Origin of the sequence: Chryseobacterium sp. T20, from assembly GCF_047345655.1 — a bacterium.
Lineage (GTDB): Bacteria > Bacteroidota > Bacteroidia > Flavobacteriales > Weeksellaceae > Chryseobacterium.
The window spans coordinates 94,052-108,826 of record NZ_JBLFDU010000008.1 but is presented as its reverse complement, the minus strand read 5'-3'; the positions used below and the strand labels follow the sequence as shown (position 1 = coordinate 108,826).

Sequence of the window (14,775 nt, the reverse complement as noted above, 5' to 3'; positions counted from 1 at the left end):
CAATATGGAGCAGATGAAAAGTAATGCTAAGAAAAGTGAGTGAGTGGTTGGTCTCAAAAAAGGATAAAAAATAAGCTCCGTTCTTCTATAAAAACGGAGCTTATTTTGTGAAAACATTCTTTTCGATGTTATCCGTGAGCTTCTACAGATACATCATTCCATTCTTCCCATACTTTTAAACGTTGCTCGTAATTTTGTTTTACAAAAGGAAGTGCTACTTTTCCAAGCAATAAACGCAATGGAGGGTTTTCAGTTTCAGCTAACTTTATCAATGCCGGAGCTGTAGCTTCTACATTGCCAAAAGAAGTTTCAGATTCTGAGAAAGCCTTTTTAACACCATCGTAAACCGGGTTGCTTTGCGCATTAATTCCTGTATGCCAGATATTGGAAGCATAGCCATTAGGTTCTACCAACGTTACATTGATTCCAAATCCTTTTACTTCTGTCGCTAAAGTTTCACTTAAGCCTTCCAGTGCAAACTTAGACGCATTGTAAAGTCCCATAGTTGGTAAAGTAGCCAATCCTAAAATAGAAGAAACCTGAATGATATGACCACCTTTCTGATCTCTCATGATTGGAAGTACCGCCTGGGTAAGCCATAAAGTTCCAAAGAAATTGGTTTCAAACTGCGCTCTGGCTTCCTGTTCGTTGGTTTCTTCCACTGCACCTGTTAAAGCATATCCTGCGTTATTGATCAGAATATCTATGCTGCCAAAATGCTGATTAACTTTCTGAACTACTGCTAATGATTCCTCTCTTTTGTCTACATCTAAGGTTAATGGCAGTACAGAATCTCCATATTTTTCTTTTAAATCGTTAAGTGTTTCTACATTTCTGGCTGTTGCTGCCACTTTGTATCCTTTTGCTAAAAAAGCTTCTGCCCATGTTTTGCCAAAGCCTTTTGACGCTCCTGTAATTAAAACTGTTTTTGACATTGTTTTGTTTTTAATTGATTGTTATGATTATACTTTTTAAAAAGTTTTGTTTTAAATTTAAATGACCGAACGGTCATATTTTGAGCAAAAAAAAATTAGACACTATTGGCCTCAATTATTTTTTTAAGATTTTTCGTAATAATTTCCATTCTCTCGTTGTTACCGGACATTCTTGCGATCAAATGTCCGCCTTCAAGCATTGAAAAAAGAACCGTTGCAAAATCTGCAGGATTCCAGTCTGCTTTGAATTCTTTATTGGAAATTCCTCTTTCAATAATACCGGAAAGTAATTCCTGCCCCTGCTTGATAGCACGGTTTATTTTTTCCTTGACAACCGGATTGGTATCGTCGGCTTCCATTCCGAAATTTAACAAAGGGCAGCCTCCGGTTACCGGCGGATGATTGGGGTCACTGAAAAAATCAATATATGCGAATAACTGCTCTTTAGAAGTTTTGAATTTGCTTAAATTATTTAAAAGTCTTTCACTCAGCAATTTAAGGTTATGGTCAACAGCAGCGCAGGCAAGTACTTCCTTGTTCTCAAAATGAACATACATACTACCTTTAGACAATTTGGTAGCTTCCATAATATCACTCATAGAAGTAGCAGCGATCCCTTTAGTATTAAATATAGGGGCCGATTTTTCTATAATGAATTGTTTGGTTTCTTCACCTTTTGTCATAATAATATACAATAACAATGCAAAGGTATGACCGATTGGTCACAAAAACAAATTTTTTATGCTATTTTTTAAATTGTATTGTTTTAATATCAAATAAATCAGTTGTTTATTATCCTTCTTCAGGATGACATTGAGGAATTTCTCCTATTTCATCCATTGTAAATCCTTCTTCAAAAAGTTTTCTTTTATGATTGATTCCCCAGTCTTTAAGAGCAAATATGATAGGATTTAAAGTTGAAGAATAAGACAGAGGCTGATAAATGATTTTAACAGGATAATCATCAATAACAGTTCTTTTGATGAGCTGATGCTGTTCAAGTTCCTTGAGTTCCTTAGCCAGAACCTTTGGAGTAATACCTGGTATACTGTCCTGTATATCAGTAAAGCGATCATTACCTACAGACACAGACACAATGATGGCCAGCTTCCATTTGCCACTTAAAACGTCCAAAGCATCCCGTATAGGCTTGATCGTTTCCAGGCAACTTGATTTAATTTTTTTTACAGACATACGCTTACAGATTATTTCGCTTTCCTTTGGGAAAGTACTATACAAAGGAAAGTAAATCTGTGCTAAATTGCAACATCATTTTTAAGGTATTTCCTACAGAGACAGAATAAACCGTCTGAAGGAAATATTGTAATAATGAAAAGAATTCCGGCCGGTATTCTTCTGAGTTAAAAAGAGTCAATAATTAAAAAGAGACGAACAAAAAGAATGAAAAAAGTAATCTTAATTACAGGTTCAAGTACCGGTTTTGGTGCATTAATGGTAAAAACATTTAACAAAGAAGGGCATATCGTCATAGCTACAATGCGAAATACTACCGGAAGCAATGCTGAACACGCAAAAAATCTGAATGCACTGGAAAATACAGAAGTAGTAGATATGGATATCACAGATGAACAGTCTGTAAAAAAAGCTGTTGCTTTAGTACATGAAAAGTATGGCAGAATTGATGTTTTGATCAATAATGCAGGGATTTATGGAGCAGGAGTTCTTGAATCTTATTCAATATCACAGATCCAGAAACTCTTTGATGTGAATGTTTGGGGAACATTGAGAGTGAATAATGAAGTTTTACCCATTATGAGAGCTGCAAAAGATGGTCTTGTGATCACGATTTCCAGCCAGGTGGGCCGAATTTCACTTCCGTTACAGTCTGCTTATAATTCTACAAAATTTGCATTGGAAGGCCTTATAGAAGGTTCTTATGAAGAGCTTACAGGGCAGGGAATAGAGTCAGTACTGCTTGAGCCGGGAGGATTCATGACGGAAATTATCGGTAAGGCACATGTTAATGGAGACCGTGAGGGCATTCAGGAATCTTATGGTTCTGCAGTGGCAGATATCAGCCAGAAAATTCAGACCGTATTTGGAAAACTCTTTACGGAATCAGCCCCAGATCCACAGGTTATTGCAGATGGAGCCCTTAAGCTGGTCAATACAGAAAAAGGGAAAAGACCACTTCGTACACCATTAGATCCTCTTTCAAAAGGTGCTGATAACGAATATAATCTGATTACAGAACAAATGAAACAAAAATGGATGGAAGCTTATGGATTTTAATGCATGATAAGATATAACCATAAAGAGTTTTAGATCAGAAAAAATCCTATAAAAGGAAAAGTACTTATACATAGGTACTTTTCCTTTTGCATTTTAAAGATACAGAGAATAAATGCTGTTTATTGAAATTTAAATGAAGACAACCTCAATTTAATGTCTAAATTTACCCGAAATTGAATGCAATGGCAAATGGTAACCTGAATGTACGCACTTTGCGCGAACTCTATCAGCAACTGGGACTTCCTGTGGATTATCTCGAGGAAGAGTCCGGCTTTACCATTCATTATCTGGAAGAAACATTCCGGGATTTGCCGTTTCGCTCAGAGCCTTTTCGTCCTAACTATTTCAGCTTTTTGTTTATTAAAAGTGCATTTGGGCATTATACAATAGACGATCAGAGATTTGAAGTAACCTCAGACACTGTTTATTTTACCAATCCCGGCAATTACCGGATTTTCGAATGGGAAAAACTGGAACATACCTGTCTGATAACTTTTGGAGAAGGATTTTTAAAAGAATATGTACATGATGATGTCTATAATGATTTCTCTTTTCTTTTATCCGAAGTGGTTTTACCACGTGTTTTAACTTCTGATCAGTTTAATCAAATAGAAGAGTTATACTTGCTGATTCATAAAGAGTATAAAGGACATTCACTGTATAAAAATAAAATTATCGGTGCTTTGGTGATTGCATTGCTGATGAAAATCAAAGAGTACTTTTTTCAGGATTATAATCCTATTTACGAAGGAAACCGAAGTTCACAGATCGTAAAAAGCTTCAAACAGAATATTGAAAAACATTTCAGAGATCTGATCAGCGGAAAGACCAATACTCAGTTCAGGGTTCAGGATTATGCTGATTTGCAGGCTCTCCATGTTAATTATTTATCAAGTGTTATCAGCAGTAAAACGGGAAAAACAATCAGTTCATGGATCGCTGATAAAGCGATTGCTGAAGCAAAAGTAATGCTCCAGGACGAGACCTTCAGCATCAAAGAAATTGCAGCCCGTTTAGGTTTTCTTGAAACCTCTCATTTCAGCAATTATTTCAAAAAACATACTTCCATCAGCCCTGCGGAATACAGAAAACAGTATTTCAGAAAGCAATCTTAGAAATTTGCAACATCTCCTATAATTCTTGTACGTTCCTGAGGAGCGTAATGTATCAACTTTGTCCTATCAAATTAACATTGATAAAAACAAAGTAATATGAGTACATTAAACAACAAAGTAATCCTTGTGACCGGAGCGTCAAGGGGAATCGGAGCTGAAATAGCTCAACAGTTAGCTTCAGCAGGAGCAAAGGTAATCGTTAACTACGCAGGCGGAAAAAATGCCGCAGAACAGGTTGTCGCCTCTATAAAAGACAAAGGAGGTGATGCTATTGCTGTACAGGCAGATGTAAGTAATGCAGAAGCTGTAAAGCAGTTATTTAACCAGGCCATCAGCCATTATGGGAAAATAGATGTATTGGTTAATAACGCCGGAATCATGATCACCAAACTCATCAAAGATACTACTGATGAAGATTTTTCACGTCAATTCGACATCAATGTAAGAGGAACATTTAATACTTTAAGAGAAGCGGCAACCCAGCTTGCTGACAACGGAAGTATTATTAATTTCTCTTCAACGACTACCAGAGTGATGATGCCAACGTATGGAACTTATGTTGCAACCAAAGGAGCTGTAGAACAATTAACCCGAGTGTTTGCTAAAGAAGTAGGCAGCAGAGGAATCAATGTGAATGCTATACTTCCGGGACCTACGAACACGGCATTATTTACTGACGGAAAACCTCAGGAAGTGATTGACAGACTGGCTTCTTTAAATGCGTTTAACCGCCTGGGAGAACCGGCAGATATTGCCAGAATTGTTGTCTTTCTTGCTGGTGATGATGCCAAATGGATGAGTGGACAAACCATTGGAGTGAATGGTGCAATGGCGTAATATCAAGATTCTATTATAATTATGAAGACTTTACCAATTGCAGTTGCTTTCGGGTTTTTCGGAGCGGTTGCCGTCACTGTTTCTTTTTCGATGCAGTGGCCTACATGGGTGATGTTTCTAGCCTGGGTCAGTTTCTATATTTTCGGTAAAAAAGTAGAAACCTCGCTTTGGGCACTTTTACAAATCATATTGGGAATGATAATGGCGATTCTCATACAACTCACAGCAGGCGGGCTGGATCAGTTGATTGGAGGATTAAGTTTTCCCGTGGCTGTTTTCCTGTACATAGGATCATTAGCCTACTTTGCGGGAACAAAAAAACTGAACAACATTCCTGCATGGTTTCTGGGCTTAATCATTCTGTTCGGAATCCATCCTCCGTTAGAGCCATTGCCTGTATTCAAATTATTACTACCCATCTTAGCAGGATTTGTATTCGCCTGGCTGAACAATAAGGTGGTTGAAATGATTTATGAAAGACAGACATCAAAACCAGATATTCAATAATAACAATTACAATCATTATTAAAAATTTAAAAAAATGAATTCATTACAAAATAAAGTAGCCATTATTACGGGCTCAGGAAGGGGCTTGGGAAAAGCTATTGCAGAACGTTATGCTGCTTTAGGTGCCAATATCGTATTAAACTATTCACGTGATAAAGCATCCACAGATGAGGTAGAAAGCAATATCAAAGCTATGGGAAGAAAGGTTATTTCTATAAAGGCAGACGTGAGCAAAGTATCTGAAATACACTATCTTTTTGATGAAGCAAAAAAAGCTTTCGGAAAAATAGATATCGTGGTTGCTAATGCCGGAATTGAAATGGTGGAAACTCCGGTAACGCAGTTCACGGAAGAGCAGTTTGACAGACTTTTCTCCATCAATACCAAAGGAGCTTATTTTACCATGCAGCAGGCAGCTTTGAATGTAGAAGATAATGGACGAATCATCTATGTAGCCTCAAGTACCACTGCTTTCCCTGTTCCGGGTATGGCAGTATATGGGGGAAGTAAAACCACACCAAGATATCTGGTAGATGTATTATCAAAAGAAATTGGGCATCGTGGAGTAACGGTCAATACAATCATTCCTTTTGCGGTAGATCATTCAGGGATTTTTGCAGAAGAAGGAAGTTATCCTGAATTGAGAAAATCACTGATTGACAGCTGTCCGATGGGAAGGCTGGCGGAAGTAGAAGATGTTGCCAATATTGCAGAATTCTTCGCCAGTGATCTTTCTTCATTTGTGAACGGGCAGCATTTGTTGGTCAACGGTGGAGCTAATCAATAAAATTAATAGGATGAATATCTTAAAATCATTAAGTATTGTATTGATTATGACTTGCAGTCTGAGTGCTTGCGGACAACGGTATCAAGATCATTCACATAAAAAAATAAAGAGTATGGACACTTCGAAATTAAAAAATACTATCGTAAAACAGGCTGTAGAAGCTTTTCAGGCCAGTGATATTAAAACATGAACTTCTCTTTTTGCTGAAGATGCTGTATTGCTGGATGACGGAAACCCCAGAAATCTGAAAGAATTTTCAACCCACGCCATCACTATTGAAAACTTTGTAAGTATTGATAAAGTAGAAGATCATGGAAACTCAGTTTACGGAGCATTTCATAGTGATGAATATGGAGATTTTAAAGCCTATTTTAAATTTCACTTTAACGGAGAAGGGAAAATCAATAAGCTTGAAATAGGACAGGCAGATTATTAATAGCTGAATTATAAAACAGAAACTCTCAATTACTGAGAGTTTCTGCTGTTTTTGATGGTCCTGATTATATTCCTGAGGTGCATTTAATGCTGAAATTTTTAATAGATCTTATATTTTTTTATCTGTGTTAATAGAATCGGGAATTTGTGAAAAATAAAAGATGAACATACACTTTTTAGAGGGAGATTAGATGTATGCATCAAAGTGAAATTTTTCATTAATGATAATGGATAAATAAGGTTAGTATTTTTTGATCCATTTGTATAAAGTAGTTTTGGGAATTCTGTATTCCTCTATAATTTGTTGTTTTGTTTTTTCATTTGTTTTTAAAAGCTCAAGAATAAAATCAATCATCTCGATGGTATAGATATTTTTTCTGAACTCCGGAAGCTGCGTCTTTTCCTGTCTTGATTTTTGATAATAATCTGAAGATAAAGGAGGTGAATAGAGCTGCAGATGCTGGGAGTAAATTCTGAAGAAATCATAAGTCAGAAGCTTGCTCCATTTAAGAAGAACCTCTGCATCCAATGATTTGCTTTTGTACATTTCTGACAGTTCTTCACAGCTGCATTGCATAAAGTTCATGAGTCTGTCTGAGGAAAAACAGGTTTCCTGTACCCGTTTTTGTATTAGCGTACCAATGTGGATGTCTTTAAAAAGCATAATCAACGGATTAGGATAAAAACCACTTTTGTGAGGGTTTTAAAAGTGGTTTTTATAGTTTAATAATAAAGTATTCTATAAACCAATCGGAAATTGATTAGGTACCATAATATACAATACTCAATGAAGCTGTAGTTAATCTGTGAGGTCTTGTATAGTTAGCTCTGCAACTTATTATATCACCAACATTAAAATATGCCGTTACTCCAATTGTATTTGCTTCAAAAGAAACATTATCAGTTAAACCATTTTGGTTTACAGAAAGTTCAGTTGTAGTAACTCCAACAGTTTTCTTTATAAAAGTTTGAACTGTTCCTCCCGTTGTAGGAGAGTTCATACTGACATCTTTTTTTGTATAAAGCGAAAGACCATAATATCCTGCTTTTAATACGGTAAAGTTACCTGCGCTATATGATAGACTTGCAGAATTAATTTTGTTCACAGTAAAATTATATTTAGCTTCTGTATTGGCAGAAAGATCGCTGGTTGACGCAATTCCTGTGGCAATGCCTACAATAGAAGGGATACTTGCTGTTGTCCCATTCACCAGGTTACCATTGGCATCAGTACCCAATAAACTGAAGTTTTTATAATTTTCCAGGCGCACAGATCCATCATCAGATACACTAAGAAGCTCCTTGTTGGTACTGTCATTAATCTCTAAAGCTTTCGTAGCATTGGTATTTCCCTTACTTACTACATCAACTGTGGCACTTGGACTTGTAGTATTCATACCAACCTGTGAATACACATTCAAAAAAGCTAGTAATGCTGTGGCTAATAAAAATTTTTTCATAGATGTATATATTTTTTATTTGTTTTGAGCCCATGATCCATTGATCGTAACCGGGATTTGTTGGAAATCAGATGGATATGTTTGTTGATGCAATATTACATTCCCAGCTTTATTTTGTACAAAATTTTACCTATGACATAGCTATGACATCGTTGTAATGGATTGATAATTAATGTTTTGTTTTTTTAAATAAAAAAATACGAGTGTGTTAAATTTGTTCACTGTATTCTGTTTTTAATAGGATTTAATTACTCTGTGTCTTATGATTATAAAGAATAGAATCGGGCTAAAGATGTTGCTGTAGCCTTCTTTATAAGGTGGGTTTGATAATAGAAAGTATAAATTTATTATCCTATTGCTATCACAACGATTTCTTTCATTTGATTAGGGAATAGGTATGAATATTTTGAAACCCATATAAGAATCAAATTACAACTTTGAAAAATAAGCTAAAGCATCAATAAAGTTAAATGTCATAGGTATGTCATATGTATGTAATGGCTGTGTTGGGCATTTTTTTCTGTAAATATTTTATCATTGCCCCTGAAAAGAAGTAAAGATGTATGCGAAAAATCTATATTAAGTTTTATTATTATTGATTTTTCTTAGGTTGAAATTCTTGTTTTGATATTAAATTAATAAATTTTTACTTTTATACATGTTATATGCATATATATATTACACATATTTGATACACTATGAAATTTATTATTTTGTTTTTCCCGTTACTGCTGTTTGCACAGCCTAAAATTACCACAGCAACTATTGATAAAAGGCTGGAGCAATCTAATGCTCTTCTTATTGATGGCCAGACAGATGATATGATTACATTGAATCTTTCAATATTGGACGATGCTAAACATATTAATTATGCGGAAGGGAAATTATCTGCATATTATAATTTGGCACTGGCTTTTTCCATGCAATACAAGTACAATAAAAGCAATTACTATCTAAAGATGATGGAACCTGAGTTCAAAAACTCGAATGCTGAAGACCAGGAAATTTCCATGAATATATTATACAGTATCAATTACAGAGGAATTAAAATGTATGATGAGTCGTTAAAAAAGTTGAAAAAGAATCTGACAATGGCGAATGATTTAAAAAATGATTCTACCAGGCATGCTATAAAGGGAATGATTCTGGTTCAGGTAGGAAAAAATTATCTTGAAAAAAAACAATATGATTCGGTTACTTACTATGGAAAGAGAATTGTTGACGAATTGAAGAAATCCAAAAAAATGGATACAGGGATGAATACCAGTCTGAAAGCAGCTATGCTCCTTTTATCCGAAGCAAAACTTAATGAAAATAAGATTGATTCTGCAGAGTACTATATAAAATCGGCTCAGTCTATAGCTGTTGACTGGGGGAATAATGATTTTGCAACATTTAAGCTTTTGGGACAAATTTGTGATGCGAAAAAACAATATAATGAAGCAACTGTAAATTATGAAAAAGCAATAGTGCTTGCCACAAAAGCAAAAAACTTCAGAAAACTATCAGAGTTGTACGGATTAATATCCCGGTCATACGAAAAAACCGGGCAGATTGATAATGAGAATAAGTATGAGCTTAAATACATCAGACTCAATGACAGCTTAAAAAAGATAGACGATAATAATCTGAAAGATACAGTAGATCTTCTTGTGGAAGAAAAACAAAAAAATCTGAAAGATGAAAATCATCTTTTGCTCTATATCATCATGGGAGGAATTGGTACTTTGGCAGTTATTTTCTTTTTTATTAATAAAAGAATAAAGAAGAAAAATAAGATGTTAAATGTCAGGGAAATAGAAACGAAGGAGCTTAATCAAAAATTAAATGTAGCTTTTGAAGAGGTAATACAACTGGCAAAAAATAATGATCCGGAATTTCTTACCCGTTTTCAGGAGGTTTATCCTGAATTTGTACCCAGACTAATGAAAATTGAACCTCAGCTTCAGAGTACTGAGCTCAAGTTTTGTGCTATGCTGTTTCTTAATTTCTCCACCAAAGATATTGCTGCATATACTTTTGTTCAGCCTCAGTCTATACAGACAAGAAAGAACCGTTTACGCAAAAGATTGGGAATTCCGTCAGATGAAGATATTTATCTCTGGATGCTTAATTTGAAATGATTGTAGTTGTTCTACCCCGGGATTAATTCACTGTAATATCTATGTCATATCTGTTTTTTTTGAGAGGAAAGGAGAATAAAGCAAATTTGTCCTGTAAGAGAATTATAGCGATCAAGAAAATCGATTTACTCAGAATTTTTTATTAAAATATAGTTTTTGTGGCGAAGTATGTTTAGTTATTATTGGCCGGAGACCAGCCACACTTCGGCCCCCTTTCCGGGGCTTTTTGATTAATAATAAGAACCGATGCAAAAACCAGAATCTCCCGATTATAAAAGGATATATGAGGATCTCATACGGCTAAAGTATCCTGCAAAAAAACAGGAATGTGAATCAATATTGTTAAAGCCAATATTTTCAGTAAAAGATGTAATTACCATTAACAATATTCTTTTTCCTAAAGCCAGTAAACAAACCGAATTTGCCAATCAAAGACATCGTTCCTATGATAAAACCGCAATTCTGGAAATTCTGGATTATCAGAAAAAAAATAATTTGAATGACGCTGAATTAGCAAGATATTTTAAATTGAGCCGAAATACCGTTGCTAAATGGAAGAAACAGTTTCTTCTGTAATATCTTGTGTGTTTTAAAAACTGAAACACCGGTTTATGGAGAAAGATATCCTTGCAGACCATAGCTTATATCCCTTTTTTAATCCTACATTTGTTGTGGTAAAAGGAACTATGAAGAAACTGGAGATAAAAAAAAATATTCAGAAGCAGGAAGATAAAAATCTGTCTTTCCGTGTTTTTGATTTAAGTAAAGATCATCTGAATCATTATGCTAAACCTCACAAAAAAGACCATTTTTGTATTTTTATTGTAGAACAGGGAAAACTTCAGGTTTGTATTGAAGATAAAATGCATTGGATGAAAGCAGGGAAAATCTCTGTGATATTTCCGGAACAGGTACACTTTGTGGCAGATTCCAGCGAAGATCTTATCGGGAAAATTATTCTGTTTGAAGAAATATTGTTTTGTTCTGATATTCTGAAAAATGAACTGAGTACCTATAATGTGAATCTTTCTACACACCTCAACTGCACAGTGCTTTCACGGGAAGACTTTGAACAAAGTTTACGCAATACTTCAATCATTAAAGAGATTTACGAACAGCCAACCCTTATCAGGAAAGAACAGGCCCGATTTTATATTAAAATTGTACTCCTTGGGCTTATCGAATCTATTCACGGATTACACCCTGTTTTGCATGAAAAAACAGCAGATCAACCCATGTATGTAAGATTTAAAAAGCTGTTGAATGAACACTACAAACAACACAGAACTGTTCAGTATTATGCTGAAGAATTGGCTATTACTACTAAAAAATTAAACTCTATTACCAAAAAGCATTGTGGAGAGACGGCTATTCAGGCCATCCATAATCGTATTTTAACGGAAATTAAACGTCAGCTGATGTTTTCAGATCTTTCTCATAAGGAAATTGCTTTTGATTTGGGATTTAATTCTCCATCTGCCCTCAATAAATTTGTAAAAGCAAAACTCAAAGAAACTCCAACCGAACTGCAACAGGAACTGGCGCAAATGTATAACGCATAGTCTCGTTTGTATAACAGGGCTTGTGAAGGCTTGTCTAATTTTGTATCATTAAAATCAGATAAGAAAAATGTGCAAATTATTTATTGCAGGCGAAGTCTTCCACGGTGCGGGAAGTCTTGATGAATTAAAAAATATCAAAGGAAAAAAAGCAGTTATTGTAACAGGAGGAAGTTCCATGAGAAAAAGCGGAACTCTTGATAAAGCGATAGCTTATCTTAATGAAGCCGGAATCGAAACACAGATTTTCGAAGGAGTAGAGGAAGACCCTTCATCAGCAACATGCCTTAAAGGCGCAGAGGCAATGAATGCCTTCCAACCAGACTGGATTATCGGCCTAGGTGGATGTTCCGCTATTGATGCTGCGAAAATCATGTGGGTATTTTATGAATATCCTGACGTAGAATTTGATGCTTTGATTAAACCTTTTACAGTTCCTGTTTTAAGAAATAAAGCTAAATTTATTGCCATTCCTTCTACCAGTGGTACAGGAACTGAAACGACAGGACTGGCAGTGATTACAGATAGAGAGAAAGGCGTGAAATATCCTGTTGTTTCTTATGAATTGACACCGGATATTGCTATTATTGACGGAGAAATCTGCGCTTCAATGCCGGCACATGTAACCTCCAATACAGGGCTTGATGCTCTTACACATTGTGTAGAGGCTTATGTTTCAAATATTGACAATAATATCGCAGATGCTTTATCTAAAGGTGGTTTAGAGATTGTTTTTGATAACCTTAAAGAAGCGGTAGAAAATCCCAATAATATCCAGGCTCGCCAGAATATGCATGATGCTTCATTTATGGCTGGTTTAGCCTTCAACAATGCATGGTTGGGTATCGTTCACTCTCTTTCTCACCAGGTAGGAGCATTGTATGGAATTCCTCACGGAGCTTCAAATGCCATTTTCCTTCCGAATGTCATCCGTTATAATGCTATGGCTACAGAACGTTATCCTGATCTGGCTAGAGTAATAGGGAAGGAGACTACCGAAGAATTGGCCCAGGCTATTGAGACTTTACGTTCTGAAGTGAACAACCAGTCAGCGATCAAAGATTTCGGAATTTCAAGGGAAGATTGGGACAAAAACCTTGATTATATTGCAGCCAATGCTTTAGCAGACCCTTGTACAGGATTCAACCCGAGAGTACCTGTTTTGGAAGAATTGAAAGCAATTTACAATGCGTGCTATGAAGGAGTTGTATACGCTGAAGAAGTTGTTGCAGGATAGTCTTGGTCATCTGATCATATCATGATACAATAGAAAAAGAGAACTCAGATGAGTTCTCTTTTTTGCTGTTATTTAACCATAATTTTAATGCTTTCCCTACGATCGTTTTCATAAAGAATACTGACCATGTAAGCGCCTTTACTATACGTTGAAAAATCTAATTTTATATCATAAGTGTGAAGGTTTTTCCAGTCAGAAAGCGTTCTTTGAGCCATATCATAAACCATAATGTCCTTTATTTTCTCTTTACTTTTGATATGACAGAAATCTTTCACAGGATTAGGGTAAAATGTAAGCTCAGGCTGTACATTCATATCCGCAGTTCCCAGAGAACCAATTGTAATTGTTTTACTGAAAGTTTCCGCACAGAAATTTTTGCTGACAGTAAGTGAGACTGTATAAGTTCCCGGTGCAGTATATTGATGAACAGGGTTCAACGATGAATCGGTGATGCCATCGCCAAAGTTCCATGATACTGATGTGTAATTGGCGGAATGATTGGTGAAATTTACAGTTGTTCCATTAATTCCTGCTATAAAGACCGAATGAAGATGAAACGCATTACTGTTCCATTGCACCGGATTATTAAAAAAAACAAGATCTGCAATATTCTGAAAATTTTCAGCCGTGTTTTGAGGCAGTCCGTTATAAAAAGTGGATGGAAAGACATGATCCTGAAAAATTGCAGAATACATAGAAGCTGCCACAAGATAACTTCCTTTAGGTCCCGGATGAATATCGTTATAAGATCCGTGAAGAGCCAGATCCTGGGAAGAATTGTAGTAATGTCTTGCAGATTCTCCGGCAGGAACCATTTCTACCTGCATCAGGTTAGACATCTTCGTAATGGAATCCTTAATTTTCTGCTGAAAAGCGAAATAGGTATTGTATTCATTTGCAGAAGGTACTCCATACGGAATTTCATACAGAAATATCTTAGAACAGGGACTGTATTTACGAATGGAATCTCTGATTTTGCGACCACGTTCAGCCGTTACTGCAACAGGATAAGAATGCCCTGCAGATTCACCAGTTCCGGGTTGCATGATGACGTATTTATAGTTTTTAGATCTTATCTTTTGATACAATGAAGGATCATCTACATGATTCACAAATCCGGTTCCTCCGGGAGTATGTGTCGTTACAGACAGATTTTTCCCCTTTGAAGCCGCTATATTTTTAAAAATTTCAGGCATGTCATTAAAATACGTCACACTGTTTCCGATAAACAGAACTTCATCGGATTGGCAGAATGATAAGACTGAAAAACCAGTGCATATCAGAAGAAGTAGTTTTTTTATCATAGAGTATTTTTTTTGAGAGTTATTTTAAAAAAGGTACCTGCAGAAAATTATGTTTAATGCAGGTACACAACACAAACGATGATTAAAAAATGTTTTTTATCAATCTGAAGTTATATACTTTTCTTGATCTGTTTTTATTGTGAAATTTTAAAAGCACCTGCAGGAAACCCAATCTATGCTGCAGGTGCAGTATTTAAAAAAATTAAAAAATGTGTTTAATGAA

At 35.6% G+C, this 14,775-nt stretch carries 16 protein-coding genes; 10 read left to right on the top strand and 6 right to left on the bottom strand.

The genetic code is table 11. From position 1 onward, the window contains the following. Positions 1–128 precede the first annotated feature (128 nt). The 3 genes from ACMA47_RS17500 to ACMA47_RS17490 all read right to left on the bottom strand — a co-directional run bounded on the left by ACMA47_RS17500 (position 129) and on the right by ACMA47_RS17490 (position 2,129). A complete protein-coding gene (locus ACMA47_RS17500) occupies positions 129–935 on the bottom strand; it encodes an SDR family NAD(P)-dependent oxidoreductase (protein ID WP_413930821.1) in 807 nt (268 codons plus the stop codon). Between the two features lie 95 nt (positions 936–1,030). Beyond that, complete coding sequence (locus ACMA47_RS17495) at positions 1,031–1,618, bottom strand: TetR/AcrR family transcriptional regulator (RefSeq protein WP_413930820.1); 588 nt, start codon at positions 1,616–1,618, stop codon at positions 1,031–1,033. A 109-nt stretch (positions 1,619–1,727) separates the two neighbouring features. Continuing rightward, the gene (locus tag ACMA47_RS17490) at positions 1,728–2,129 is read right to left on the bottom strand and encodes a winged helix-turn-helix transcriptional regulator (RefSeq protein WP_413930819.1); all 402 of its coding nucleotides are present in this window, start codon (positions 2,127–2,129) and stop codon (positions 1,728–1,730) included. Between the two features lie 207 nt (positions 2,130–2,336). Here ACMA47_RS17490 and ACMA47_RS17485 point away from each other — a divergent pair, with 207 nt between their 5' ends. The 6 genes from ACMA47_RS17485 to ACMA47_RS17460 all read left to right on the top strand — a co-directional run bounded on the left by ACMA47_RS17485 (position 2,337) and on the right by ACMA47_RS17460 (position 6,870). Further along, positions 2,337–3,188, top strand: a complete 852-nt coding sequence (locus tag ACMA47_RS17485) for an SDR family oxidoreductase (RefSeq protein ID WP_413930818.1) — start codon at positions 2,337–2,339, stop codon at positions 3,186–3,188. 182 nt (positions 3,189–3,370) lie between these two features. Then, complete coding sequence (locus ACMA47_RS17480) at positions 3,371–4,303, top strand: helix-turn-helix domain-containing protein (protein WP_413930817.1); 933 nt, start codon at positions 3,371–3,373, stop codon at positions 4,301–4,303. A 96-nt stretch (positions 4,304–4,399) separates the two neighbouring features. Beyond that, complete coding sequence (locus ACMA47_RS17475) at positions 4,400–5,140, top strand: SDR family oxidoreductase (RefSeq protein ID WP_413930816.1); 741 nt, start codon at positions 4,400–4,402, stop codon at positions 5,138–5,140. A gap of 21 nt (positions 5,141–5,161) precedes the next feature. Beyond that, positions 5,162–5,647, top strand: a complete 486-nt coding sequence (locus tag ACMA47_RS17470; RefSeq protein WP_413930815.1) for a DUF1097 domain-containing protein — start codon at positions 5,162–5,164, stop codon at positions 5,645–5,647. A 34-nt stretch (positions 5,648–5,681) separates the two neighbouring features. Beyond that, entirely contained in the window at positions 5,682–6,434 is a 753-nt protein-coding gene (locus tag ACMA47_RS17465) for an SDR family oxidoreductase (RefSeq protein ID WP_413930814.1), read from the top strand. Between the two features lie 217 nt (positions 6,435–6,651). Continuing rightward, positions 6,652–6,870 carry a hypothetical protein gene (locus tag ACMA47_RS17460; protein ID WP_413930813.1) on the top strand — a complete coding sequence of 73 codons (219 nt, stop codon included), beginning with the start codon at positions 6,652–6,654 and terminating at the stop codon, positions 6,868–6,870. Positions 6,871–7,110: 240 nt separating this feature from the next. Here ACMA47_RS17460 and ACMA47_RS17455 read toward each other — a convergent pair whose 3' ends face one another. After that, the gene (locus ACMA47_RS17455; RefSeq protein ID WP_413930812.1) at positions 7,111–7,533 is read right to left on the bottom strand and encodes a transposase; all 423 of its coding nucleotides are present in this window, start codon (positions 7,531–7,533) and stop codon (positions 7,111–7,113) included. A gap of 97 nt (positions 7,534–7,630) precedes the next feature. Then, entirely contained in the window at positions 7,631–8,329 is a 699-nt protein-coding gene (locus ACMA47_RS17450) for a hypothetical protein (protein ID WP_413930811.1), read from the bottom strand. 698 nt (positions 8,330–9,027) lie between these two features. Between ACMA47_RS17450 and ACMA47_RS17445 the strand changes: the two genes are divergently transcribed. From ACMA47_RS17445 to ACMA47_RS17430, 4 genes are all read left to right on the top strand, one after another. Then, on the top strand, positions 9,028–10,452 hold the full coding sequence (locus ACMA47_RS17445; RefSeq protein WP_413930810.1) for a helix-turn-helix transcriptional regulator: 1,425 nt from the start codon (positions 9,028–9,030) through the stop codon (positions 10,450–10,452). Positions 10,453–10,698: 246 nt separating this feature from the next. Next, positions 10,699–11,028 (top strand): helix-turn-helix domain-containing protein, encoded by a 330-nt coding sequence (locus ACMA47_RS17440; protein WP_413930809.1) that lies wholly within the window; start codon positions 10,699–10,701, stop codon positions 11,026–11,028. A 35-nt stretch (positions 11,029–11,063) separates the two neighbouring features. Continuing rightward, positions 11,064–12,014 carry an AraC family transcriptional regulator gene (locus tag ACMA47_RS17435; protein WP_413930808.1) on the top strand — a complete coding sequence of 317 codons (951 nt, stop codon included), beginning with the start codon at positions 11,064–11,066 and terminating at the stop codon, positions 12,012–12,014. A gap of 67 nt (positions 12,015–12,081) precedes the next feature. Further along, positions 12,082–13,248 (top strand): iron-containing alcohol dehydrogenase, encoded by a 1,167-nt coding sequence (locus ACMA47_RS17430; RefSeq protein ID WP_413930807.1) that lies wholly within the window; start codon positions 12,082–12,084, stop codon positions 13,246–13,248. Positions 13,249–13,316: 68 nt separating this feature from the next. On the opposite strand, the gene ACMA47_RS17425 is transcribed toward ACMA47_RS17430, so the two are convergent. Then, positions 13,317–14,552 (bottom strand): PKD domain-containing protein, encoded by a 1,236-nt coding sequence (locus tag ACMA47_RS17425; RefSeq protein WP_413930806.1) that lies wholly within the window; start codon positions 14,550–14,552, stop codon positions 13,317–13,319. Positions 14,553–14,775 lie beyond the last annotated feature (223 nt).

Coding starts and splice junctions, on each gene's coding strand:
- ACMA47_RS17500 (WP_413930821.1), bottom strand. CDS start 935: ATGTCAAAAACAGTTTTAATTACAGGAGCGTCAAAAGGCTTTGGCAAA.
- ACMA47_RS17495 (WP_413930820.1), bottom strand. CDS start 1,618: ATGACAAAAGGTGAAGAAACCAAACAATTCATTATAGAAAAATCGGCC.
- ACMA47_RS17490 (WP_413930819.1), bottom strand. CDS start 2,129: ATGTCTGTAAAAAAAATTAAATCAAGTTGCCTGGAAACGATCAAGCCT.
- ACMA47_RS17485 (WP_413930818.1), top strand. CDS start 2,337: ATGAAAAAAGTAATCTTAATTACAGGTTCAAGTACCGGTTTTGGTGCA.
- ACMA47_RS17480 (WP_413930817.1), top strand. CDS start 3,371: ATGGCAAATGGTAACCTGAATGTACGCACTTTGCGCGAACTCTATCAG.
- ACMA47_RS17475 (WP_413930816.1), top strand. CDS start 4,400: ATGAGTACATTAAACAACAAAGTAATCCTTGTGACCGGAGCGTCAAGG.
- ACMA47_RS17470 (WP_413930815.1), top strand. CDS start 5,162: ATGAAGACTTTACCAATTGCAGTTGCTTTCGGGTTTTTCGGAGCGGTT.
- ACMA47_RS17465 (WP_413930814.1), top strand. CDS start 5,682: ATGAATTCATTACAAAATAAAGTAGCCATTATTACGGGCTCAGGAAGG.
- ACMA47_RS17455 (WP_413930812.1), bottom strand. CDS start 7,533: ATGCTTTTTAAAGACATCCACATTGGTACGCTAATACAAAAACGGGTA.
- ACMA47_RS17450 (WP_413930811.1), bottom strand. CDS start 8,329: ATGAAAAAATTTTTATTAGCCACAGCATTACTAGCTTTTTTGAATGTG.
- ACMA47_RS17445 (WP_413930810.1), top strand. CDS start 9,028: ATGAAATTTATTATTTTGTTTTTCCCGTTACTGCTGTTTGCACAGCCT.
- ACMA47_RS17440 (WP_413930809.1), top strand. CDS start 10,699: ATGCAAAAACCAGAATCTCCCGATTATAAAAGGATATATGAGGATCTC.
- ACMA47_RS17435 (WP_413930808.1), top strand. CDS start 11,064: ATGGAGAAAGATATCCTTGCAGACCATAGCTTATATCCCTTTTTTAAT.
- ACMA47_RS17430 (WP_413930807.1), top strand. CDS start 12,082: ATGTGCAAATTATTTATTGCAGGCGAAGTCTTCCACGGTGCGGGAAGT.
- ACMA47_RS17425 (WP_413930806.1), bottom strand. CDS start 14,552: ATGATAAAAAAACTACTTCTTCTGATATGCACTGGTTTTTCAGTCTTA.